A 21021-nucleotide genomic window follows, 5' to 3' on the forward strand; every position below is an offset into this window, starting at 1 on the left:
GGTTTTTGTTTGATACTTACTCCTTCAAGGTGTATAATTAAATTTTAAGAATTAATTAAGCCTTTAGTTAACGTTTTACTAATATATAAAATATTAAAGATAAAATAAAAACCAGAGTTTGGATGAAGTGAACCCCCTAAGTTGGACAAAGGAATCTAACTTAGGGGGTTTTACTATGACTAAATTTTCTTTTGAGGATAAGTTGCGGGCTGTAAATATGTATCTAAGAGGATATGGAAGTAACACAGTAGCTAAAGTTTATAAAGTGAAGAATCACTCAAATATCCTTATGTGGGTCAAACGATATCAAAAATATGGTATTGATGGGTTAAAAGTTCGCTACCCTAAATACGATTACGATGGAAATTTTAAGCTCAACGTTTTAAACTGGAGAAAAAGGCATAAGGCTTCCTATCCGGAAACGGCACTTCAGTTTGATATAAGTAATCCTGGGACGATCGCGACTTGGCAACGTAAATTGGATACTAAAGGTGTTGATGCCTTATTTACTAGAAGAGGACGGGCTAAACACATGACGACCAACAATAATAAACAAGCAGAAAAATCAGAATTATCTGAATTAGAACGTTTACGAGCTGAGAATCGTGCTTTACGGGTTGAAAATGAATACTTAAAAAAACTCGATGCCTTGGTTCAGAAGCGCGGACATCGCAAGAAAAATATCAAATCATCCAAGAACTAAGGCAAAAATTTAAATATACATTGGATGAAATACTACCTTACACTAGTCTTAAACGTAGTACATTTTACTATCAAGCCCAACGAATAAACAGGCGAAAAAATAAAGATGAGGAGCTATTAAAGCTTATAAAGGAGGTCAAATCAAAGCACCCGTGTTTTGGTTATCGTACAGTAACACTGAAATTACGATCTCAAGGCATAAAAGTAAATCATAAGCGTGTTAGTCGCATCATGCGAGAAAATGATCTATCAGCGCATATGTATAATAAACAAAGGCGAAAATATAATTCTGCCCTTGGACCACAAGGTAAGAAAGCTAAGAACTTATTACATCGACGTTTTGATACACATTTACCATTTCAAAAAATGGTGACCGACGTAAGTGAATTTAGGTATGGAAATAAGACACAAGAAGAACGTGTCTATCTTTCACCTATCAAAGATCTATGTACAGATGAAATAGTAAGCTATAGTATCAGTAAGCATCCAACAACAGACTTCGTGGTAAAACCGTTGGATGCATTGATAAAACTTAGACCTAAATTAAACTATCGTATGACTCTCCATAGCGATCAAGGTGTCCAATATCAGAGTGTCCAATGGCGAAAGAAGCTAAAAGAAAATAGGATCTTTCAAAGCATGTCTCGTAGGGCAACGTGCTTAGATAATGCACCCATGGAAAGTTTTTTCCACACAATGAAAGTAGAGCTATATCACAATAAAGAATATACAACACAAGAAGAGTTGGTCAAAGCAATGATCAGCTGGATCAGCTATTACAATAACGAACGGATAAAGGTCAAACTAAAAGGCAAGACACCGGTAGAATACCGACATCTTGCCTTAAGAAATATAGTCTAAATAGAGTGTCCAACTTTATGGGTTCACTTCAGGAGAATATTATCTCTTAACTCTGGTTTTTATATATAATTATGCAATATGATTTTCCCGCAAGATCGTATTTACGACTTCTTGCATTTCGGGGGTTTTTACCCATTCTTCAAAATGATCAAAATCTTCAGCTGGCATTTCAAAATTCTCGTTGATGTATTTTTCGTACTTGATCAAACTACTTGAACGTGGGATATTCAGTTGTAAGATCCTAACACGCTCAATAAATCCCCGGACAGCAGCTAACTCGGCCCGACCGTTTTGTGGGATATTGGAGATCTCGTAATACTTAGTGCCATCTTTACGTGTGATCTCTTCGATCAAATTCAAAGTTTCATTACTTTTCATATAACGGCATCCTCTCTTTTATCAAAAGTCCCATTCATTATACACAAAAACCGCTGTAGCTTCTAGTAAGACTACAGCGGTGGCATAAGAGAGAAAGAGAATTGATTAGAAGGTAATTAATCATACCTTACACTCTCACGATATACCTTTTTGAAAGCGATGTCAAACTTTAACCCTCAAACTTTTAAATTTTTATTGTCCCTCAAAAAATCCCTACTCAAGTCAGCTTATCCATATTATAATAAATCTATAGTTCTAACACTTTAGGCTTCGCTAGTCTAAACGTTTTAGTAATAGATAAAGAAAGGATTCGCTATTTAAGCTAACGCAGATAGCCTGGCTACTATTCATGATCAATCGTACTCAATTTAAAGCAAGCCTTTACTTAGGATGCTTCATTTCGCTTATTCGTCTAATTTTTTTACTCTTAGATCAAACAAAAAGCGCTAAGGCTGAACTTCAGACTATGTTAGTATTGTTTCATACCAATGCTTGGTTTGTTCCGATATTATTTGCCCTACTCTATTTTTTCATCGTAACTAGCTGTATCTACTTGGCATTTAGGATCTTAAATTACATAATCAATTTATTTAGATAAAGTGAGATATCAAAAAAAGCAGGTGTGTGCACCTGCTTTTTTTGAGACTATTCTTCGATACCCATTTCAGCCTTAACAACATCTACGATCTGCATCACATAGTCGTGTACCAATTCTTTAGTTGGCGCTTCTGCCATTACACGCAAGAGATCTTCTGTACCACTAGGACGAACTAGCACGCGTCCTTCAGTGCCCATTTGTTCTTCAACTTGGGCAATAATATCCTTGATGGCTTGATTTTCAAGGGCTAACTTCTTATCTGTCACGCGAACATTGACTAATTCTTGTGGGTAAGTCGTCACTTCGGCAGCCAACTCTGAAAGTGGCTTGCCAGTTTGTTTGATCACATTTAATAATTGAAGTGCGGTCAACATTCCATCACCAGTCGTGTTGAAATCTAAAAAGACTACGTGTCCTGATTGTTCACCACCAACGTTGTAGCCACTCTTGCGCATTTCTTCGACCACATACCGGTCACCGACCTTAGTCTTGACGGAATTCAATTCATGTTGTTGCATTGCCTTATAAAGGCCAATATTACTCATGACAGTCGTTACGATCGTATCTTTTTTCAAGCGACCACGTTCACTCATATATTTTCCACAAATATACATGATCTTGTCACCATCGATAATATTTCCTAATTCATCGACTGCAATACAGCGATCGCCATCACCATCAAATGCTACTCCGACTTGAGCTTTAGTCTCTAAAACAAATTTAGCTAAAGCTTCAGGATGAGTAGACCCGACACCAGCATTGATATTTAGACCATCTGGACTTGTAGCCATTGTTTCAAATTCAGCCCCAAGATCAGCAAACAAACGTGAAACTAAAGCACTAGTTGCCCCATTAGCCCCATCAACAGCGATCCGCATTCCACTAAGGTCATCGGGGATCGTTTGTTCCAAGAATTGCGTATACTTCAATGCACCTTCACGATAATTATTCAAAGTTCCTAAGCCTTCAGCTGCTGGACGCGGTAAAATATCTTCATCTTTTTCAAGTAGCGCTTCGATCTCTTCTTCTTGGTCATCAGATAATTTATAACCGTCGCCCCCGAAGAACTTGATCCCATTATCTTGAACTGGATTATGCGAAGCAGAGATCATAACACCTGCATCAGCTGCTTGTAAACGAACTAAGTAGGCAACACCAGGCGTTGTGATCACACCCAGTGAGAAGACTTCGATCCCGACTGAAAGAAGCCCCGCGATCAATGCCTGTTCTAACATTTGGCCTGAGATCCGAGTATCACGTGCGACTAAGACCCGTGGTGGTTGTTCACTATTTTTAGCATGTTGCGTCAAAACATAACCCCCACAGCGTCCTAATTTAAATGCTAATTCTGGTGTTAATGTTTGATTTGCAATTCCTCTGACACCATCAGTCCCAAAATATTTCATCTTAAATCCTCATTTCTTTATATACTCATTTTTAATTAGTAGTTCGATCACTTGAAACTTCTGAACCACTTGTTGCACTAGAAGTTTCAGACGTATCATTTTTTAGCTCATCCGTTGAACTTTGCTGGCTTGAACTTGTACTTTCCGCTACCTTACTTGAACTCGAACTCGTTGGTAGTGCCCTTTCAAGCGAATCTTGGTCTTGCTCATCATCAACTGTTATTTGAACGACGATCGAAGCTGGCGTAACACTAGCGACTCCCGCTTTTGTCGGACTCAAGCTGACCGTCTTAGTTGTTGATTCATTGACTCCAGTAACAGAGACCGGGACCCGCAAACTATTTAGCTTATCCAAAGCACTCTTAGTTCCCCGCAATTTGACCGTCTTAATTTCAGTTGAAAGCTGATATGTTTTGCCAGGAACGCCATTATTCTCAGTCACTAGTTCCAATTTGACTTCCTTAGTTGCGGTCGCTTGGCTGATCGGCAAATTGACTTTGACCGTTTCTGGCGATAAGCTGACGGGTAAGGCATGCCCTTCTTTATCTAACGCCTGTAATAAAACGGTACGACCATAATCACCGTGACTATTTTCAGGTAAATTGAGATTAGCTACTACACTATCTAGCTTATCGATATCAGCTTTAGCCCCAGTCACATCAACTGTTTGGGTGCTTAGAGACGGACTTCCCGCCACATAACCATTTTGGATCAAACTAGTATCATATCTGACCTGGATCGGCATCTTGGCCGTCTTTTTAGGTGCGATCTTGACTTTGATCTTTTCAGGTGACAAAGCTACACTCAATTCTTTATTGAAACCACTTGTCTTTAATCTAACGGTGTGTGTACCTGACTTTAGATCCGATAGATCAGCGTAAACTTCAAAATTACGGGTATTGTCCAATGTCGTAACTAGCGCACTAGGCCCTGAAATGTCGACTTTGACTTCTTCGGGATAACCTGTAACGTAATACTTACTGTTGTCAACATTTAATGTCAACGGAACTTTAAGGGATAACGTCTTAGTCGTTGTCAATTTTGAATTAGCAACCTCTTTATCCGAGACTCGCGTTGTTCCTAGCCTTTGATAGCTAACATAGAAAAATAAGAGTAGCGCAAAAAATAGCGAGAGCAACCGATACATGTTTTTAGTACCTAAAAGTTTGTCAAATTTCAATGTTTTTGCCCCCTCTTACCAAAGATCTCAGTAAAAAAGCGCGCAACGGCATTCGTTTTTTCTTCTTGTGTTGGTACTAATTCATTATACAAGAGCTTACGATAATCTTGTTGCGTTAGATCACGGATCAATTCATTATTTTTAGTGATCGTCACACCACCAGTTTCTTCAGAGACAACGATCGTCAATGCATCAGTCACTTCACTGATACCAACAGCGGCGCGGTGCCGGGTACCTAATTCCTTTGGGATCAAATTACTCTCAGATAAAGGTAAGTAAGCCGCAGCAACGGCGATCCGATTATCTTTAATGATGACCGCTCCATCGTGTAACGGAGTATTAGGGATAAAGATATTGATCAATAATGCCCCGCTGACATCGGCATCAAGTGGGATCCCGGTTTCGATATAATCATCTAGCCCTGTATTCATTTGTACTGTGATCAAGGCCCCGATCCGCCGTTTTGACATGTATTGGATCGCTTGATCAAGCGCATCGACCAATTTTATCTCAGCTTCATTTTCTTTCCTATTGTAATTGGCAAACAACGATCCGCGGCCTAGATGCTCTAAGCCCCGCCTGATCTCGGGCTGGAAGATCACGATGATCGCGATGATCCCCCAATTGATCACTTGGTCCATGATCCAAGAAACAGTCTCAAGCCCGATATACCAACTCGCTAACTTGATAAAGATGATAACTACGATCCCACGAAAAAGCTGGACCGCTTTAGTTCCACGTAAGAGCATCATTAGCATGTAGATCACATACCAAACGACTAGAACATCTAGTAAACTAACTAGATTCTGCCATGAAAATAGATTGCTCCAATCAATAGACATAATTTCCCCCCTCTGCTACATTTCAACAATTTGTATTATAGCATGGATCACAAACTTTGGGGCAGGGAATACTTATTCACCCAATAATTTAAGATTTCGCTAAATCGAGTCAAAGATTACTCATCGTCCCTGTTTTTTGCTACAATAGAGGGCAATAATGGCAGGTGATTTTTATGACAAAAAAATTGACTTGGATCGTTAGGATCACGTTTTGGCTATATATGCTCTATGTTTATTTGACCGTTTATCGGCAAGGATCGTTTTACAGCTTTCTTTTGCTAAATACATTCCTCGGCTATATTCCGATCGAGATCGCCATGCATATGCACAAAACACAACCTAAACTGATCTACTGGGGGTTATTTTTACTGTGGCTTTTATTCTATCCCAATGCCCCTTATGTGATCACCGATCTTTTTCACTTAGCGCGGATGGATCCGTATGATCCCACTAATGGCTTAATGAGCTTTGATCTTCACATGTGGCTCAATTTTACCAATCTAGTCGCCAGCGCTTTTGGTTGTGCGCTGATGGGGATCTGGAGTTTAGAGCATGTTGCTCAAACACTTCAAGCCCGTTTCAAATTACGGGGCTGGATCCCGCGCACATCGCTTGCTTTGATCTTGACTTTAGCCGCTTCGATCGGGATCTATGTGGGGCGTTTTTTACGACTTCACACAGCCTATCTTTTTATCGAGCCTGATGCCGTCATCAAGCAACTCATTGCGATGTGGAACCCACGCATGTTGATCTTTGTGATCTTTATGACGATCATTCAACTCATTATTTGGGCTGCGATCGCTATTGGCCGCCAGTTGATCAACCAGTATGACAGTCAAAATAAGCTTCTCTAACATAAAGTATGCGAACTAATGCAATCAGTAGTGCTATACAGATAGCAAAAGACCCATCACGATGCAAAGTCATGATGGGTCTTTTGCTACAGCCTTATCTTTTATTTTTCTTCACCGATGATCCGAACTTCAGTCTCCAAGCGTACATCGAATTCTTTTAAGATCACAGCTTGAATATGCTTGATCACAGCCAAATAATCTGTCGCTGTTGCCCCACCGATATTTACGATAAAGCCCGCATGTTTTTTAGATACTTGCGCCCCTCCGATCGTAAAACCTTGAAGCCCTGCGTCATGGATCAATTTCCCCGTAAAATGGCCAACTGGGCGCTTAAAGACACTCCCACATGATGGATACTCCAACGGTTGTTTAGATGCCCGCAAGAAATTGAGTTCATCCATACGTTGCCGGATCTGTTGTTTGTCACCTGTTGCCAATTCAAAAACGGCCTCTAATACGATATCGTCTTCAGCCTGTAAACGGCTCATCCGATAACCAAAGTTTAATTCTTCGTTAGTGTAAGTTTTTAGCTCACCTCGAGGCGTCACCACCGTAACGTTAGCTAAGACATCTTTGATCTCACCACCGTAAGCTCCGGCATTCATAAAGACCGCCCCTCCGATCGAACCTGGAATACCAGCTGCAAATTCTAAACCAGTCAAGCCGTATCGATACGCTACTTCGGTCGTTTCGATCAAAGAGGCCCCCGCAGTAGCATGTACTTTGCTCCCTTCACACCAGATCTCATTTAATTCAGTTAAGATCATTACTAGCCCACGGATACCACCATCTTGTACGATCAAATTGCTAGCATTACCGATCACAGTCAAAGGCAGGTCATTTTCCTTAGCAAATAAAACTAAAGCTTGAGCTTGTTTGCTCGTTTTCGGGAATGCCACGATATCCGCTGGTCCACCTGTTTTTGTGTTGGTGTACAAGGATAACGGTTCAGCTAAACGGATCTTGATCTCAGGAAATTCATTTATGATTTTTTCATTTATTGTTATTGTCATATTTTACACCTTTAAATCTCTTTTATCTTCTTAATTTTAACATTTTTTATTTTGACTTGCGATAGTCCTTGTCTTATCCTTAGGTAAATAAGTTTATTTAATAGTGAGGCGTGCTGATGAAATTTATTTCATGGAATGTGAATGGCTTACGAGCTGTGCTAAAGAAAAATTTTTTAGAAGTTTTTACCGCTCTAGATGCTGAATTCTTCTGCTTACAAGAAACCAAACTCCAAGCAGGTCAAGTTGCCCTAGATCTCCCTAATTACTATCAATATTGGAACTATGCGCAAAAAAAGGGCTATTCAGGTACAGCGATCTTTACCAAGAAAAAACCACTAACTGTGTCCAAAGGTCTTGGGATCACTGAATTCGATCAAGAAGGTCGTGTTTTAACGCTAGAGTATGAAGATTTTTATCTTGTAAACTGTTATACTCCTAATTCGCAAGATAAATTAAAGCGCTTGGATTTTCGCCTTCAATGGGAAGCGGCTTTTAGTGACTATCTAACCGACTTAGCATCCCAAAAACCAATTATCTTATGTGGTGACCTAAATGTTGCTCATAATGAGATCGATCTCAAAAATCCTAAGCCAAATCAAAAAAATGCTGGTTTTAGTATCCAAGAACGCCAAGCAATGACTGCTTTATTAGCGCGGGGCTTCACCGATACTTTTAGACACTTCTACCCTGATAAAACTGGGGCTTACTCGTGGTGGAGCTATCGTTTCAATGCTAGATCACGCAATGCTGGCTGGCGGATCGATTATTTCATCTGCTCCAATGCTTTACTTCCCCAAGTAAAAGACAGCCAGCTCCTACCTGAGATCTTAGGTTCTGATCACTGTCCAATATTACTGGAAACCGATGAACTAAATTGAATTCGTTATGATATGAAAGGAAGTTATCAATGAATTTTATTGCTTTTGATTTCGAAACTGCTAATGCTAAACGAAGTAGTGCCTGCTCATTAGCACTTTCTGTTGTCCGCGATGGTCAGATCGTTGATGAGCTTTATTCTTTGATCGATCCACAGACTAACTTTTCGAGCTTTAACACCAAGATCCACGGTATTACAGCCAAAGATGTCGCCAATGCCCCAACATTTGCAGAACTTTGGCCTCACATCAGTAGCTTTTTTACCCCAGATCAATTAGTGGTAGCCCATAATGCACCATTTGACTGTAGTGTTTTAAATAAAACGCTAGCTACTTATGGTCTAGCAACACCGAGCTTTATGGTTTTAGATACCGTCAAAACTAGTAAGCAATTTTATCAAGATCTACCTGATCACAAGTTAAACACCGTTTGTGATAGTTTAGGGATCGACCTAAAACATCACCACAATGCGCTTTTTGATAGTCATGCTTGTGCTGAGATCTTATTACACCAAGTCAAAGAATTTGGTCCAACAAAATTAAAGCCTTTTGTGCGTCAATACAATAAATAACAAAAGCCCCAATGTGGTCAACACCAGATAAATAGTAAGGGACCTATCACGATCAAACATCATGATAGGTCCCTTACTGTTGTATTAGCAAACAAAACTATTATTTTAAAGCCCAGATAGCGTCTTATGTCACAGCCTTGCTACCAGCTATAAGTTAGCTATCAGCTGTTCATAGTGAGCACCATGGGGTTCAAAGACTAATGTGCGCTTATCATCATCTGTTTCATCTTTTAACAGCTTGACGACCAAATATTGTGCTGGAAGTTCATCGGCGACAAATTGTGACCACTCAACTACACTGACACCTTCACCATCAAAATATTCTTCTAACCCCAAATCAGCCCCACCAGTATCTTCTAAACGATAAACGTCCATATGATACAGCGGTAAACGTCCTTCATGGTATTCACGGATCAAAGTAAAAGTCGGACTTTTGACATTTTTTTTGATCCCAAGGCCCTTAGCTAACCCCTTGGTAAAAGTCGTCTTTCCCGCTCCAAGATCACCATCTAACAAGATAAGATCTTGTGGCTTTAAATATGTGGCCAATTTTTGCGCAAGTGCTTGTGTCTGTTCTGCATTACTTACTTGAAATTCCATGTTACTTCCCATCTGCTGCCTGTGCGGCGGTGATCAATGATACTTTATAGACTTCTTCTTCGTCACATCCCCGTGATAAGTCTGAAACTGGGCGATTTAACCCTTGTAAGATCGGACCGACGGCTTCAAAGCCACCTAGACGTTGTGCGATCTTATATCCGATATTACCTGATTGCAATTCCGGAAAGACAAAGACATTGGCTTTCCCAGCTACCGGTGATTCAGGTGCTTTTTTGGCAGCGACCCCTGGCACAAAAGCAGCGTCAAATTGTAATTCGCCATCGATCGCTTCTTCAGGAGCTAATTTTTGCGCGATCTTAGTCGCTTCGACCACTTTTTCAACTAATGGTGCCTTAGCCGAACCCTTAGTCGAAAAACTCATCAAAGCGATCCGTGGTTCAATATCAAATAAGCGCGCGGTTTTAGCACTTTCAAGTGCGATCTCAGCTAGATCTTGAGCATCGGGATCGATATTGATCGCACAATCTGAGAAAATATATTTTTCATCGCCACGTAACATCAAGAAAGCCCCACTCGTCCGTCTAACATTTGGTTTTGTCTTGATGATCTGTAAAGCTGGGCGAACGGTCGCCCCAGTTGAATGGATCGCACCTGAGACCATTCCATCTGCTTGACCTAAATAAACCAGCATCGTGCCAAAATAATTTACGTCTTTTAACATCTCAGCAGCTTGCTCTGGCGTATTTTTTCCCTTGCGACGCTCCACAAAAGCTGCAACTAACTTATCAAATTCTTCTTTAGGATAAGTTTCTGGATCTAAAACCTGTAAATTTTGTGGTAAAGGCTCACGGCTATGCGCTTGGACTTGTTCTTTAGAGCCTAACACGATCGGTGTCAATAATTCTTCTTTTGCTAAGCGAACAGCCGCATTTACGACCCGACTATCATCTCCTTCTGGAAAGACCAACGTCAGGGGTTGCTTACTTACTTTTTGCTTTAATGTTTCTAAGATCTCCATTTAAAATCCTCCTTTTTGTGACACGTTTACGGTCTGTGGCAATTGCCAGTCGATCGGTGTTTCCCCCATTGCCTCTAAGGCTGCATTCGTTTTTGAAAATGGTTTTGACCCAAAAAATCCCCGACTTGCCGATAATGGACTCGGATGTGGTGACATGATGACTACATTTTTACTCTGATCGATCAAAGCCAGCTTATTTTGGGCTGCTTTTCCCCACAAGATAAATACAACTGGCATAGGTCGCTTGGATAATTCTTGGATAGCTAGATCCGTTAAAGCTTCCCAACCTTGACCACGATGAGAAAATGCTTGCCCATCCCGAACAGTTAAGACCGAATTGAGCAATAATACACCTTGTTTAGCCCACTTTTTTAGATAACCATGGTTTACCGGTGCGATCCCTAAGTCGCTTTGCAATTCTTTATAGATATTTTGCAGTGACGGTGGGATCTTGACTCCAGGTAACACTGAAAAACTCAATCCATGAGCTTGTTTGGGTCCATGATACGGGTCTTGGCCTAAGATCACCACTTTGACTTGTGAAAAAGGCGTCCATTCAAAGGCCTCGAAGATGTGGTACATATCCGGATGGATCACGTAATGACCATATTCATATTTTAAAAAGTTATGCAATTTGGCATAGTTTTCCGATTCGAACACTGGCGCTAAAACTTGCTGCCAATCATTATGAATCAATTCTTTCAATATATTACACCTCGCATTAATTTTACCATAACTTAAAAATAATAACATCGTTAGCGCTTACAAGTGCTGAGTGTGTAAAATTTTTACTTTCATGTTAGAATGAAGTCATTAGATAAATTAAGGTGGGATTTTATACTATGGTTCAAATTATTGCGTCTGACATGGACGGAACATTGTTAAACGACAAAATGGTCATTTCCAAACGAAATGCTGCTGCAGTCAAGGAAGCACAAAAACAAGGCATCCATTTTATCGTTTCAACTGGGCGTGCTTATGATGAAGTTAAGCCGTTGATCACTGAAGCAGGCTTTAACTGCCCAATGATCACTTTGAATGGTGCCTTTGTTTTAGACGAAAACGGCAAAGAGATCAGCGCTGCTCCGATCCCAGACTCCATTGCCAAAAAGATCATGTTGACTTTGAAGAAAAATGGGCTCTACTTTGAAGTGATCACAGCTAAAGGCGTTTGCTCTGATAATAAGGCTAAACGGATCGAAAACTTTGCTGAATTATTAGCTAGCATTAGTCCTGATACACCTTATAAGTTAGCGGTGACTTTAGCTTCAGCTCGAATGGAACTTATGAATATCAATTATGTTGACAACTATATGGACCTAGTTGATGATCCTAAAACTGTCATCGGCAAGATCGTGGTCTTTAGTCCTGAAGGGCAAAAAGTTTTAGGACCGATCAAAGATGAACTTTCTAAAAATGACAATCTTGTGATAACCTCCTCGGGCCCTGGAAATATTGAGATCAACCACGTCAATGCCCAAAAAGGTGTCGCACTCCAAGCTTATGCGGATAGCTTGAATATCCCAATGGACAATGTAATGGCAATTGGTGATAACAACAATGACGTCTCAATGCTCAAAGCCGCTGGGATCAGTTATGCTATGGGTAACGGCAGTGATGAAGTGAAGATGTTGGCTAAATACATCACTGCTCCTAACACCGAAGATGGCGCCGGGATCGCGATCGAAGAAGTTTTGGCTAAGAAAAATTAAAGTCAATCAGTGCTAGCAAGAGCGAGGTGCTTAATGTGCGCAATCTATATACTCGACGCACCGAACTATCCAATCGTGGGACCATCCGCATCAAAGATAGTTCTGGTCGCCTGATCTACCTATTAGTTGGCAAGTGGGGTCTTTCACCTGGCGTCTTATCAGTCTATAACGTTACTGGTGAACGACTAGCTGAGATCAAACAGCGGACTCTTGGCTTTTTTCCAAAGTTTGATCTCTATGACAGACGCCACCATGTTGGTTCTTTGCGACGTTATTATGGTATCAGCCATGAAATGCTCTTTGTCAAAGGGCTCAATTGGTTTATCATCGGTAATTTGATGACATTTAACTATAAAGTCTACCATGGACGCCAATGTATTATGACGATCTCAGAAGTTCAAACAGCTACTGGGAATGCCTTAGAATTTCATATTGCTGAACAGGCCGATGAACCGCTATGTTTTTGTATTGCTGCGATCCTCGATTACTGGGCACGTCTTGACCTAAAAGCTAAAAATAAAGCTTACTATGGCAAATTAGCTTGGTGACCTGACACACTGATAAAAAAAGAGCATTCGAAATTTTAAAAATTTCGAATGCTCTTTTTTTAGTTCAATTTCGTGATCAATTCTTCTAATTTTGTGGTGATCTCGACTGGTAATTCTTCTTTAGGATGTGTCTTAGTGTAATTATTTACCCAAACTAGCCGGTCTTGCAAACGTTGGCGTAATTTTTTAGCATAAGTGGCATCATTTAGATCAACTTCATACCCCGGAATACTTAGATAACTCATCTGTGGTAAAGCACCGAATCCAGTCCAGTCAGCATTTTCGTTGGCGATCGCTTCTAAAATACCCAAAGTCGTATCTTTGTCGATATTTTTGCCATTATACGAATCCGTATTGATGATATAACAATTAGCCTGTTGTTTTTCAAAAAGCTCCTTGAAGTCGTGGTAATCTTCAGTCAATGGATAAACTCTAAATGGATTGGCAAAAGGTTCGATCACTAACTTATCCCGAGATTCACCGATAACATTTTCCGCAGTTGAACGTTTAGTTGCTAAAGTCAGTCCAAACGTTGCTGCGATCACTGGATCTGATAATTTAACGACTGGTGGTAAACTATCATCTTTCATGATCCAAAAGATCGAATCTAATGGTGCTTGTTCACGATCGACCCGATTTTTAGCTGAATAACGCGATTTGATCGTCCGACCATTACCATTGCGCAGATCATCTGTCACCAAGGTCTTTTTCCCCTGCATATCCTGGGTGACTCCGACATTCATTACCGTAGTGAAGTACTCCATTTCCTTTGACCCAGGTAAATAATCACTTGTCTTGTCAAAATACGCTGGCTCAAGGGCGATCGAACTCCCATTCTTACGGTCGATAATAAAAGCGTCATCATGTAAGATCGTGATATCATCAAACTTTCCAGCATGTTTAGCATGGGTCAAGGTCGATTTTCCTGAACCTGAAAGGCCATAGAAAGCAAAGACTTTATCTTGTTTGTCTTTGAAATGAAATGTCTTTTCGCCTCCATGACAAGCGGTATAGCCATTACGATGCGCTGTTGCCCAAGCCAGTGTCAAAGTTGCCTTCTTTAACTCACCAAAATAACGTAAGCCTAGGATCGCAGCCACATTATGTTCAGGGTCAAATAGCGCTAAGCCGTTTGGATATTGGGAATCATGCCATTCAGGATCACAGTAGAGATAGATATCGTCTTCACTGTACGGTTTAGAAGTGGCATAGCGCTTAGCATACTCTGCATTAAGGATCTGAAAATTCAGTAAATACGATAGCAAATTGAGCTCATAGCCCTGTGGTACCATTAAATGAGCTTTTAACATGAACTCTTCATCCAAACCTACGATCGCTTGTGCTTGATAAAACTGACGTGCTTCACCTTGATAGACTGCTTCACGTAAAACAGCTTCTAATTCAGCATTATCTACTCCAGGGCGACCTAAGATCCTCCTTGCAGCTGCTGTCCTACCTACAACGCGCCCATGATTATCGACTAACATCACAGCATCTTTAGGTAAGCCTAGTTCACTGGTATGTTTGATCGGTTGATCGGTCACGATCGTTTTGGGACTTTTTTTAGCTAACTCATATGCCATTTTTAGGTCAGTTACCGCCTGAACATTATTTCCATAAAAGGCAGTCTCAATGATCGTTTTAGTTGTTGAAAACAAGCGATTACGTCCATTTATCTCAGTCATTTCAAATCTTTCACGTGTACTCATCTTCCTCTACACCCCATTCTCTAAATATTTAAGAAAGCTTTAAAAATAACAATTAAAGCACTTACATTAACAAGAATAGTTTAGCACAGATCGTATCAAAATAGTTAAATTTTACACCTTAAAAAAAGAGTAAGAATTTCCTTCTCACTCTTTTAAAACTATAAATGTTCTTTTTTATCGATCTTTTGGACATCGATCAATGGGCAGCCAACATTATGGCACGAACCACATTCGCTGTTTTTTTGCTTAATGATCCTAGTATACACGACCCATGCTACTAGCCCCAAGATCACCAAACCCAAGATCACCGTTGCGACCATTCTGAATCCCTCATTTCTATTGCTTGTTCTAACGGTTGCGGTTTACTTTTTTTGATAAACAAACCGTAAACGATCAATGTGATCCCTAATAAAACAAGTACCACATTATAGATGGAATAATTACCGCTTGCAAGTACTGAGATCTGATAGATCAACATAGCTACTAAATAAGCTAAAAATGTTTGATAACCGATAGCACGCCAGGTCCAACTCGCATCACCGTATTCTTTATGCATTGCTCCGATCGCAGCAAAACACGGCGCACATAAGAGATTGAACGCCAAAAAGGCATAAGCTGCCATTGGCGTGTAGGCTGCTATCAAAAGCTGATCGAACCGCGCTTGGGGTGGATTGCCAAAAGCTACTTGAAGTGTCGCCACACAATTTTCTTTAGCGATCAAGCCAGTTAAAACAGCTGAGACGGCACGCCAATCTCCAAAACCAAGAGGCACAAATACTGGAGCTAACAAGCTTCCGATGCCCTTTAGCATACTTCCTTCTTCTGGAACTTGTTCTAATCTAAAATTGAAGTTTGATAAAAACCAGATCACGACCATCGAAGCAAAAATGATCGTTCCCGCTTTTTGAACAAAACCTTTGCTCTTTAACCAAACATACCGCACGATATTATCTAACTTTGGGAGATGATAAGCGGGCAACTCCATTACAAATGGTTGGGGATCACCAGCAAATAAAGCAGTTTTTTTCAAATAGATCCCCGACCCGATCACAGCTATGATCCCTAAAAAATAAGCCGCTGGAGCAGCTAAACTCTGACCTTTAAAAAAAGTCCCAGCGATCAAAGCGATCACGGTCAATTTAGCTGAACATGGCATAAAAGTCGTTAACATGATCGTCATCTTACGATCTTTTTCTGCTTCGATCGTCCGCGTCGCCATGATCCCCGGAACGCCACAGCCCGTAGAGACTAATAACGGAATAAACGATTTACCTGACAAGTTGAAACGCCGAAAGATCCGATCCATCACAAAAGCGATCCGCGACATATAGCCACAATCCTCTAAGATCCCTAAACATAAAAAAAGCATCATGATCTGCGGTAAAAAGCCAAGCACCGCTCCGACCCCTCCGATGATCCCATCAATGATCAGACCTTGCATAAATGGCGCTACATGCCAAGATCTAAGCAGTTCTGCAGTAAAGTTTGGAACATACTTCCCAAATAAAACGTCATTTAGCCAATCCGAGCCAGCTGTTCCAATAACTTGGATCGATAAATAATAAACGACCCACATGACTCCAAAAAAGATCGGTAACGCCAAAAAACGGTTCGTCACGATAAGATCGATCCGATCAGAGATACTCAGGGAAAAATCACCTTCATCGATCACACATTGGTCCATGACCCGTGAAATAAAGTCATAGCGGGCATTAATGATAATACTGCTACTCTCATCATCAAAAATTTTTTCTGCTGTTTGGATCAAGCAAGCGATCGTTTCTTGACGTTTAGCATCTAACTTCAATTCAGCTTGGATCTGCTCATCGCGTTCAAACAATTTGATCGCATAAAACCGCAACTCATCTTTGGCTACGATTCCCTGTAACTGTTTGGCTATTTGAGCTAAGGCTGATTCTAACCGTGGATCATATTTGGGAATGATCTCTGGTGTGGCTTGTTTTTTTGCATCTCACCAACTAATGTATCGATATTTTTTCGTTTGAGTGCACTGATCTTGATCACTGGGATCCCTAAAAGATAAGCCAATTTTTTCGTGTTGATCCGTCGACCCTGTTTTTTTAAGAGATCAGCCATATTTAAAGCCACTATAAGTGGTATCTTAGTTTCTAATAATTGCAAAGTTAAGTATAAATTGCGCTCAATATTGGTCGCATCAACCACATCGACGATCTTATCTGGTCGTTTTTCCAATAAATACTTGCGTGTTACTAATTCTTCTGGTGTATATGGTGATAGTGAATAGATCCCAGGTAGATCTTGCAATAAGATTGCCTTATCCTTTTTTAAATATCCTGCCTTGCGCTCGACTGTAACTCCCGGCCAATTTCCAACGCGCTGATTAGCTCCGGTCAAATAATTGAATAAAGTCGTTTTACCACTATTAGCATTTCCAGCTAGTGCTATTTCTTTCATATGCTTATCTCCCTTACCATGATCAACTCAGCTTCAGATCGACGTAAGGTCAGCTTATAGCCTCGTAACAAGATTTCGAGTGGGTCGCCTAATGGTGCTGTATTTACTAGGGTAACTAAAGTATTTTGCGTCAAGCCCATATCCATCAGACGCCGCTTTAATTCTTTTTTACCACCTATCTTGGCAACTAAACAGCTTTGTTTTAAGTTCAACTGGGAAAGTGGTTTTAAATCTTGCTCCGCTAGCTCATTAACACTTAAAACTTCAATGCAACTCGCAATACTATCACTCAAAGCTAGACGTTGCCCTTGAAAATGGATCATCGCCCCATTGGCATGCATATTTTGAGTGATCACAGTCAAGACTTTTCCCCGCACCATTCCCATCTCACTGAGACGTTTTTTCAATTGATGTTCAGCCGTTACTTGAGCTACGACATATTTGCCCCGCGTCATTACTTCAGATAATTTTTGCATTATCTCACCCCCGATCCTAATTGAGAATCATTTTCAATTACAATTTAAAAATAGCATAATTCCGCTTTCATTTCAAACAAAGACCTATAAAAATAGCGTACTATCAGCAGATAGTACGCCATTAACTAAAAGAATAATTTAGCAGCACCAGCGGCTAAGATCAATAATACGACCGAAGAGATCAAAGATGCTGTAAATACGCTTTTACCTCGTTTAGCGATCACATGGAAGTTGACCGACATCCCTAATGCAGCCATCGCCATTCCTAAAAAGATATAGGCAGCTTGGACTAATGAATCGAGCAAAATGGTCGGTAGTGGGATAAACGTTCCAATAACACTTGAGATCAGGAATCCTGCCATAAACCACGGGATCGGTAATTTATTCTTTTCACCCGTACTTTGTTTTAACTGTCCTTTTTTAGCTAAATGTTTTTGATACCAGATACCGATCACTAAGGCAACTGGGGCTAATAACAAGACACGTGATAGTTTCATGATCAAAGCGTCATCTAAACTGATCGTGCCACCAGCACTACCAGCTGCCACAGCATGAGCGATCTCGTGTAATGAACCACCTGCCATGACCCCAAATTGTGAATCAGTCATGTGAAGGAGCGGTCTTAATCCGATCTCGATCAGTGTAAATAAAGTCCCCATGACACAGACAACTGCGATTGCAAGTACTTCATTTTCACGTTTTATTTCTTCATCGACACCATCATTTTTGATCTGTGGTGAGACACCCATAACCGCTGCAGCTCCACAAACACCACAACCAGCTGCGGTCAAGATCGACAGATCACTTTCAGCCCCAAAGCGTTCGCATAAATAATAGGTCAGATAGATCGTCACCGTAACTAAGAAGATCGCGATCAAGATCGTTTTTATCCCAGCATCGGCTAACTTCATCAAATTGAGCCTAAAGCCTAGTAAAATGATCCCAAGTCGCAAAAACTTATTTGAAATAAAACCTACTCCTGGTTTGGAAGCTTCGACCCAATTTGGTTTTACTTGAAGTGCCATTCCTAGCACTAAAGCGATCACTAAAGTTCCGACCAGTTCTAAATATGGCAACTTAGCTAAAAGTACCCCTAATAAGGCACAAGCTAAAGTTAAAACAGCTGCATTCCAAAAGGAACGCGTTTTTAGCATTTGCAATAAAATCACTCCTAAAAATATTTATTGTATATATTAGATATCTTGTATTGTTTTTTTGATAAAACCTATAGTTAAAGGTTTTACACAATAAAAACAAATAAGCATTTAACAATTAATATAATAACTTATAAGTGATTTTTTTGCACTAAAAAAGGCTAGAACTTAATCTAGCCTTAAACATTTAGGCTCTATACTAATGGGCCTCTTTAGAGGGGATAAATCGTAAAATAAAACAGATCCAAAGAACAGCCTATGGTTATCGTAATTTTGAACATCTCAAAGCTCGTATCTATCTCCAAACATATCTTGGTAAAGATACGAGAAGCTCTGTGAAAACAGCCTAAGCTATTCTCACAGAGCTTCTCTAAAAATATTTACTCTTTACACAGTGGTTGACAAAGAGCCAACATTTATTATACCGGTGATCGGGGTCGAACCGATACGTCCTCAACGGACACTGGATTTTGAGTCCAGCGCGTCTGCCAATTCCGCCACACCGGCATTTTAATTAGGTTGCCTTTATAAACGACAAAGGCGGTAACCGGATTTGAACCGGTGATAAAGGTTTTGCAGACCTCTGCCTTACCACTTGGCTATACCGCCATCTCCAAGGAACAAATCCTTAACTGGGGTAGCTGGATTCGAACCAGCGCATGAGGGAGTCAAAGTCCCTTGCCTTACCGCTTGGCTATACCCCAATCAAAGGGCGATAGGTGGGAATCGAACCCACGCGTGCCGGAGCCACAATCCGGTGCGTTAACCACTTCGCCACTATCGCCATCATGGCAGGGATAGTAGGAATTGAACCCACACCGACGGTTTTGGAGACCGTAGTTCTACCTTTAAACTATATCCCTATCATGAAAAATGGAAGGGAGTGGATTCGAACCACCGAACCCGAAGGAGCGGATTTACAGTCCGCCGCGTTTAGCCAGACTTCGCTACCCTTCCATGGTGGCGCGGGACGGAATCGAACCGCCGACACAAGGAGCTTCAATCCTTTGCTCTACCAACTGAGCTACCGAGCCACAATATATGCAATTTTTATTGCAACGGTCCTAACCGGATTTGAACCGGTGATCTCCTGCGTGACAGGCAGGCGTGATAACCCCTACACCATAGGACCATAATTATAATGGAGGATACAGGGCTCGAACCTGTGACCCTCTGCTTGTAAGGCAGACGCTCTCCCAACTGAGCTAATCCTCCATAAGTGACCCGTACGGGATTTGAACCCATGTTACCGCCGTGAAAGGGCGGTGTCTTAACCACTTGACCAACGGGCCATAATTTTAAAACGGAGAGTAAGGGATTCGAACCCTTGAAACAGGTCATTACCCGTTTACATGATTTCCAATCATGCTCCTTCGGCCAACTCGGACAACTCTCCATTAAAATCAACTCCGGCAGGCGGACTCGAACCGTCGACAGCCTGATTAACAGTCAGGTGCTCTACCAACTGAGCTATGCCGGAATAACGCGTGGCAACTTCCTATCCTCGCAAGGGGCGATCCCCTAACTACTATCGGCGTTACAAAGCTTAACTTCTGTGTTCGGAATGGGAACAGGTGTAGCCTTTGTGCTATCGCCACCACACTTTTTTGTGAGAACCTTGTTCTCTCAAAACTAGACAATATCTTTATTTCCGAAAACGCTACGTTTTTGACTTGGTTAAGTCCTCGACCGATTAGTAATGGTCCGCTCCATACGTCACCGTACTTCCACTTCCATCCTATCTACCTGATCATCTCTCAGGGGTCTTACTTCCATAAAGGAATGGGAAATCTTATCTCGAGGTGAGTTTCGCACTTAGATGCTTTCAGCGTTTATCTCATCCATACATAGCTACCCAGCGATGCCCTTGGCAGAACAACTGGTACACCAGCGGTATGTCCATCCCGGTCCTCTCGTACTAAGGACAGATCCTCACAAATTTCCTACGCCCGCGACGGATAGGGACCGAACTGTCTCACGACGTTCTGAACCCAGCTCGCGTACCGCTTTAATGGGCGAACAGCCCAACCCTTGGGACCGACTACAGCCCCAGGATGCGATGAGCCGACATCGAGGTGCCAAACCTCCCCGTCGATGTGGACTCTTGGGGGAGATAAGCCTGTTAT

General features: G+C 41.1%; 19 protein-coding genes, 12 tRNA genes, 2 rRNA genes and 2 pseudogenes (1 of these 35 running past the window's edge). 8 read left to right on the plus strand and 27 right to left on the minus strand.

The annotated features are described in order from the left end of the window. Nucleotides 1-175: 175 nt before the first annotated feature. Both CPS94_RS06190 and CPS94_RS06195 read left to right on the plus strand, forming a co-directional pair. On the plus strand, nt 176-703 hold the full coding sequence (locus CPS94_RS06190) for a helix-turn-helix domain-containing protein (protein ID WP_004047940.1): 528 nt from the start codon (nt 176-178) through the stop codon (nt 701-703). Beyond that, nucleotides 688-1563 (plus strand): IS3 family transposase, encoded by an 876-nt coding sequence (locus tag CPS94_RS06195; protein ID WP_331250498.1) that lies wholly within the window; start codon nt 688-690, stop codon nt 1561-1563. The genes CPS94_RS06190 and CPS94_RS06195 overlap by 16 nt, the downstream gene beginning before the upstream one ends. Before the next feature lie 69 nt (nt 1564-1632). Here CPS94_RS06195 and CPS94_RS06200 read toward each other — a convergent pair whose 3' ends face one another. The 4 genes from CPS94_RS06200 to cdaA form a co-directional block, all read right to left on the minus strand. After that, nucleotides 1633-1941 carry a hypothetical protein gene (locus CPS94_RS06200; protein ID WP_112194484.1) on the minus strand — a complete coding sequence of 103 codons (309 nt, stop codon included), beginning with the start codon at nt 1939-1941 and terminating at the stop codon, nt 1633-1635. Between the two features lie 645 nt (nt 1942-2586). Continuing rightward, entirely contained in the window at nt 2587-3945 is a 1359-nt protein-coding gene (glmM, locus tag CPS94_RS06205) for a phosphoglucosamine mutase (protein WP_004051640.1), read from the minus strand. Nucleotides 3946-3976: 31 nt separating this feature from the next. Next, nucleotides 3977-5125 carry a CdaR family protein gene (locus CPS94_RS06210; protein WP_004051638.1) on the minus strand — a complete coding sequence of 383 codons (1149 nt, stop codon included), beginning with the start codon at nt 5123-5125 and terminating at the stop codon, nt 3977-3979. Continuing rightward, nucleotides 5122-5967 (minus strand): diadenylate cyclase CdaA, encoded by an 846-nt coding sequence (gene cdaA / locus CPS94_RS06215; protein ID WP_004051636.1) that lies wholly within the window; start codon nt 5965-5967, stop codon nt 5122-5124. Before cdaA ends, CPS94_RS06210 begins: the two co-directional genes overlap by 4 nt. 173 nt (nt 5968-6140) lie before the next feature. Between cdaA and CPS94_RS06220 the strand changes: the two genes are divergently transcribed. Further along, nucleotides 6141-6821, plus strand: coding sequence for a DUF1361 domain-containing protein (locus tag CPS94_RS06220; RefSeq protein ID WP_004051634.1), 681 nt, complete (start codon nt 6141-6143; stop codon nt 6819-6821). A 101-nt stretch (nt 6822-6922) separates the two neighbouring features. Here CPS94_RS06220 and murB read toward each other — a convergent pair whose 3' ends face one another. Then, nucleotides 6923-7834, minus strand: a complete 912-nt coding sequence (gene murB, locus CPS94_RS06225) for a UDP-N-acetylmuramate dehydrogenase (RefSeq protein WP_112194482.1) — start codon at nt 7832-7834, stop codon at nt 6923-6925. A 116-nt stretch (nt 7835-7950) separates the two neighbouring features. Here murB and CPS94_RS06230 point away from each other — a divergent pair, with 116 nt between their 5' ends. Both CPS94_RS06230 and CPS94_RS06235 read left to right on the plus strand, forming a co-directional pair. Next, the gene (locus CPS94_RS06230) at nt 7951-8712 is read left to right on the plus strand and encodes an exodeoxyribonuclease III (protein WP_112194480.1); all 762 of its coding nucleotides are present in this window, start codon (nt 7951-7953) and stop codon (nt 8710-8712) included. 29 nt (nt 8713-8741) lie between these two features. After that, nucleotides 8742-9281, plus strand: coding sequence for a 3'-5' exonuclease (locus CPS94_RS06235; protein ID WP_004051622.1), 540 nt, complete (start codon nt 8742-8744; stop codon nt 9279-9281). Between the two features lie 147 nt (nt 9282-9428). Here the strand turns inward: CPS94_RS06235 and tsaE are convergent, their stop codons facing one another. The 3 genes from tsaE to CPS94_RS06250 are packed head-to-tail and all read right to left on the minus strand — an operon-like array spanning nt 9429 to nt 11565. Next, the gene (tsaE, locus tag CPS94_RS06240) at nt 9429-9881 is read right to left on the minus strand and encodes a tRNA (adenosine(37)-N6)-threonylcarbamoyltransferase complex ATPase subunit type 1 TsaE (protein WP_112194478.1); all 453 of its coding nucleotides are present in this window, start codon (nt 9879-9881) and stop codon (nt 9429-9431) included. A gap of 1 nt (nt 9882) precedes the next feature. Further along, nucleotides 9883-10860, minus strand: coding sequence for a phosphate acetyltransferase (gene pta, locus CPS94_RS06245; RefSeq protein WP_112194476.1), 978 nt, complete (start codon nt 10858-10860; stop codon nt 9883-9885). Beyond that, the gene (locus CPS94_RS06250; RefSeq protein ID WP_004051617.1) at nt 10861-11565 is read right to left on the minus strand and encodes a uracil-DNA glycosylase; all 705 of its coding nucleotides are present in this window, start codon (nt 11563-11565) and stop codon (nt 10861-10863) included. It abuts the gene before it with no gap. Between the two features lie 137 nt (nt 11566-11702). On the opposite strand from CPS94_RS06250, the gene CPS94_RS06255 reads away from it, so the two are divergent. Next, nucleotides 11703-12572: a Cof-type HAD-IIB family hydrolase gene (locus tag CPS94_RS06255; RefSeq protein ID WP_004051615.1), complete on the plus strand. Its 870-nt coding sequence runs from the start codon at nt 11703-11705 to the stop codon at nt 12570-12572. A gap of 35 nt (nt 12573-12607) precedes the next feature. Beyond that, the gene (locus CPS94_RS06260) at nt 12608-13120 is read left to right on the plus strand and encodes an LURP-one-related/scramblase family protein (protein ID WP_004051613.1); all 513 of its coding nucleotides are present in this window, start codon (nt 12608-12610) and stop codon (nt 13118-13120) included. 59 nt (nt 13121-13179) lie between these two features. On the opposite strand, the gene CPS94_RS06265 is transcribed toward CPS94_RS06260, so the two are convergent. The 5 genes and pseudogenes from CPS94_RS06265 to CPS94_RS06285 form a co-directional block, all read right to left on the minus strand. After that, entirely contained in the window at nt 13180-14829 is a 1650-nt protein-coding gene (locus CPS94_RS06265) for a phosphoenolpyruvate carboxykinase (ATP) (protein WP_112194474.1), read from the minus strand. A gap of 158 nt (nt 14830-14987) precedes the next feature. Continuing rightward, on the minus strand, nt 14988-15149 hold the full coding sequence (locus tag CPS94_RS06270) for a FeoB-associated Cys-rich membrane protein (RefSeq protein WP_112194472.1): 162 nt from the start codon (nt 15147-15149) through the stop codon (nt 14988-14990). Continuing rightward, nucleotides 15134-17265, minus strand: a pseudogene (gene feoB / locus CPS94_RS06275) (ferrous iron transport protein B). The gene CPS94_RS06270 and the pseudogene feoB overlap by 16 nt, the downstream one beginning before the upstream one ends. Next, nucleotides 17262-17741, minus strand: coding sequence for a ferrous iron transport protein A (locus CPS94_RS06280; protein WP_112194470.1), 480 nt, complete (start codon nt 17739-17741; stop codon nt 17262-17264). The pseudogene feoB and the gene CPS94_RS06280 overlap by 4 nt, the downstream one beginning before the upstream one ends. Before the next feature lie 125 nt (nt 17742-17866). Beyond that, a complete protein-coding gene (locus CPS94_RS06285) occupies nt 17867-18895 on the minus strand; it encodes a YeiH family protein (RefSeq protein ID WP_004051605.1) in 1029 nt (342 codons plus the stop codon). A 212-nt stretch (nt 18896-19107) separates the two neighbouring features. Between CPS94_RS06285 and CPS94_RS06290 the strand changes: the two are divergent. Beyond that, a pseudogene (locus CPS94_RS06290) lies at nt 19108-19245 on the plus strand (transposase); the annotation flags it as partial. A 72-nt stretch (nt 19246-19317) separates the two neighbouring features. On the opposite strand, the gene CPS94_RS06295 reads toward CPS94_RS06290, so the two are convergent. From CPS94_RS06295 to CPS94_RS06360, 14 genes are all read right to left on the minus strand, one after another. Further along, nucleotides 19318-19402: transfer RNA gene (locus CPS94_RS06295), tRNA-Leu, on the minus strand. Nucleotides 19403-19433: 31 nt separating this feature from the next. Then, nucleotides 19434-19504 (minus strand) — tRNA-Cys (locus tag CPS94_RS06300). 23 nt (nt 19505-19527) lie between these two features. After that, nucleotides 19528-19599, minus strand: a tRNA-Gln gene (locus tag CPS94_RS06305). A gap of 7 nt (nt 19600-19606) precedes the next feature. Then, a tRNA-His gene (locus tag CPS94_RS06310) sits at nt 19607-19679 on the minus strand. 5 nt (nt 19680-19684) lie between these two features. Then, nucleotides 19685-19758 (minus strand) — tRNA-Trp (locus CPS94_RS06315). An 11-nt stretch (nt 19759-19769) separates the two neighbouring features. Then, nucleotides 19770-19852: transfer RNA gene (locus tag CPS94_RS06320), tRNA-Tyr, on the minus strand. Between the two features lies 1 nt (nt 19853). Continuing rightward, nucleotides 19854-19929: transfer RNA gene (locus CPS94_RS06325), tRNA-Phe, on the minus strand. A 25-nt stretch (nt 19930-19954) separates the two neighbouring features. After that, nucleotides 19955-20027: transfer RNA gene (locus CPS94_RS06330), tRNA-Asp, on the minus strand. A gap of 10 nt (nt 20028-20037) precedes the next feature. Next, nucleotides 20038-20110 (minus strand) — tRNA-Val (locus tag CPS94_RS06335). A gap of 5 nt (nt 20111-20115) precedes the next feature. Next, nucleotides 20116-20187: transfer RNA gene (locus tag CPS94_RS06340), tRNA-Glu, on the minus strand. Between the two features lie 12 nt (nt 20188-20199). Beyond that, nucleotides 20200-20291 (minus strand) — tRNA-Ser (locus tag CPS94_RS06345). An 11-nt stretch (nt 20292-20302) separates the two neighbouring features. Then, a tRNA-Asn gene (locus CPS94_RS06350) sits at nt 20303-20375 on the minus strand. Between the two features lie 5 nt (nt 20376-20380). Then, nucleotides 20381-20497: ribosomal RNA gene (gene rrf, locus CPS94_RS06355) — 5S ribosomal RNA — on the minus strand. Nucleotides 20498-20568: 71 nt separating this feature from the next. Then, nucleotides 20569-21021: ribosomal RNA gene (locus CPS94_RS06360) — 23S ribosomal RNA — on the minus strand; it runs 2464 nt beyond the window's last position.

Source organism: Ligilactobacillus murinus (genome assembly GCF_003288115.1).
Taxonomy (GTDB): Bacteria; Bacillota; Bacilli; order Lactobacillales; family Lactobacillaceae; genus Ligilactobacillus; species Ligilactobacillus murinus.

Bases quoted from the DNA above. Each gene is read 5' to 3' on its own strand.
- murB (WP_112194482.1), bottom strand. From the start codon at position 7,834: ATGACAATAACAATAAATGAAAAAATCATAAATGAATTTCCTGAGATC.
- CPS94_RS06235 (WP_004051622.1), top strand. From the start codon at position 8,742: ATGAATTTTATTGCTTTTGATTTCGAAACTGCTAATGCTAAACGAAGT.
- CPS94_RS06255 (WP_004051615.1), top strand. From the start codon at position 11,703: ATGGTTCAAATTATTGCGTCTGACATGGACGGAACATTGTTAAACGAC.
- CPS94_RS06285 (WP_004051605.1), bottom strand. From the start codon at position 18,895: ATGCTAAAAACGCGTTCCTTTTGGAATGCAGCTGTTTTAACTTTAGCT.
- CPS94_RS06190 (WP_004047940.1), top strand. From the start codon at position 176: ATGACTAAATTTTCTTTTGAGGATAAGTTGCGGGCTGTAAATATGTAT.
- CPS94_RS06265 (WP_112194474.1), bottom strand. From the start codon at position 14,829: ATGAGTACACGTGAAAGATTTGAAATGACTGAGATAAATGGACGTAAT.
- glmM (WP_004051640.1), bottom strand. From the start codon at position 3,945: ATGAAATATTTTGGGACTGATGGTGTCAGAGGAATTGCAAATCAAACA.
- tsaE (WP_112194478.1), bottom strand. From the start codon at position 9,881: ATGGAATTTCAAGTAAGTAATGCAGAACAGACACAAGCACTTGCGCAA.
- CPS94_RS06220 (WP_004051634.1), top strand. From the start codon at position 6,141: ATGACAAAAAAATTGACTTGGATCGTTAGGATCACGTTTTGGCTATAT.
- CPS94_RS06270 (WP_112194472.1), bottom strand. From the start codon at position 15,149: ATGGTCGCAACGGTGATCTTGGGTTTGGTGATCTTGGGGCTAGTAGCA.
- CPS94_RS06280 (WP_112194470.1), bottom strand. From the start codon at position 17,741: ATGCAAAAATTATCTGAAGTAATGACGCGGGGCAAATATGTCGTAGCT.
- CPS94_RS06200 (WP_112194484.1), bottom strand. From the start codon at position 1,941: ATGAAAAGTAATGAAACTTTGAATTTGATCGAAGAGATCACACGTAAA.
- CPS94_RS06230 (WP_112194480.1), top strand. From the start codon at position 7,951: ATGAAATTTATTTCATGGAATGTGAATGGCTTACGAGCTGTGCTAAAG.
- pta (WP_112194476.1), bottom strand. From the start codon at position 10,860: ATGGAGATCTTAGAAACATTAAAGCAAAAAGTAAGTAAGCAACCCCTG.
- cdaA (WP_004051636.1), bottom strand. From the start codon at position 5,967: ATGTCTATTGATTGGAGCAATCTATTTTCATGGCAGAATCTAGTTAGT.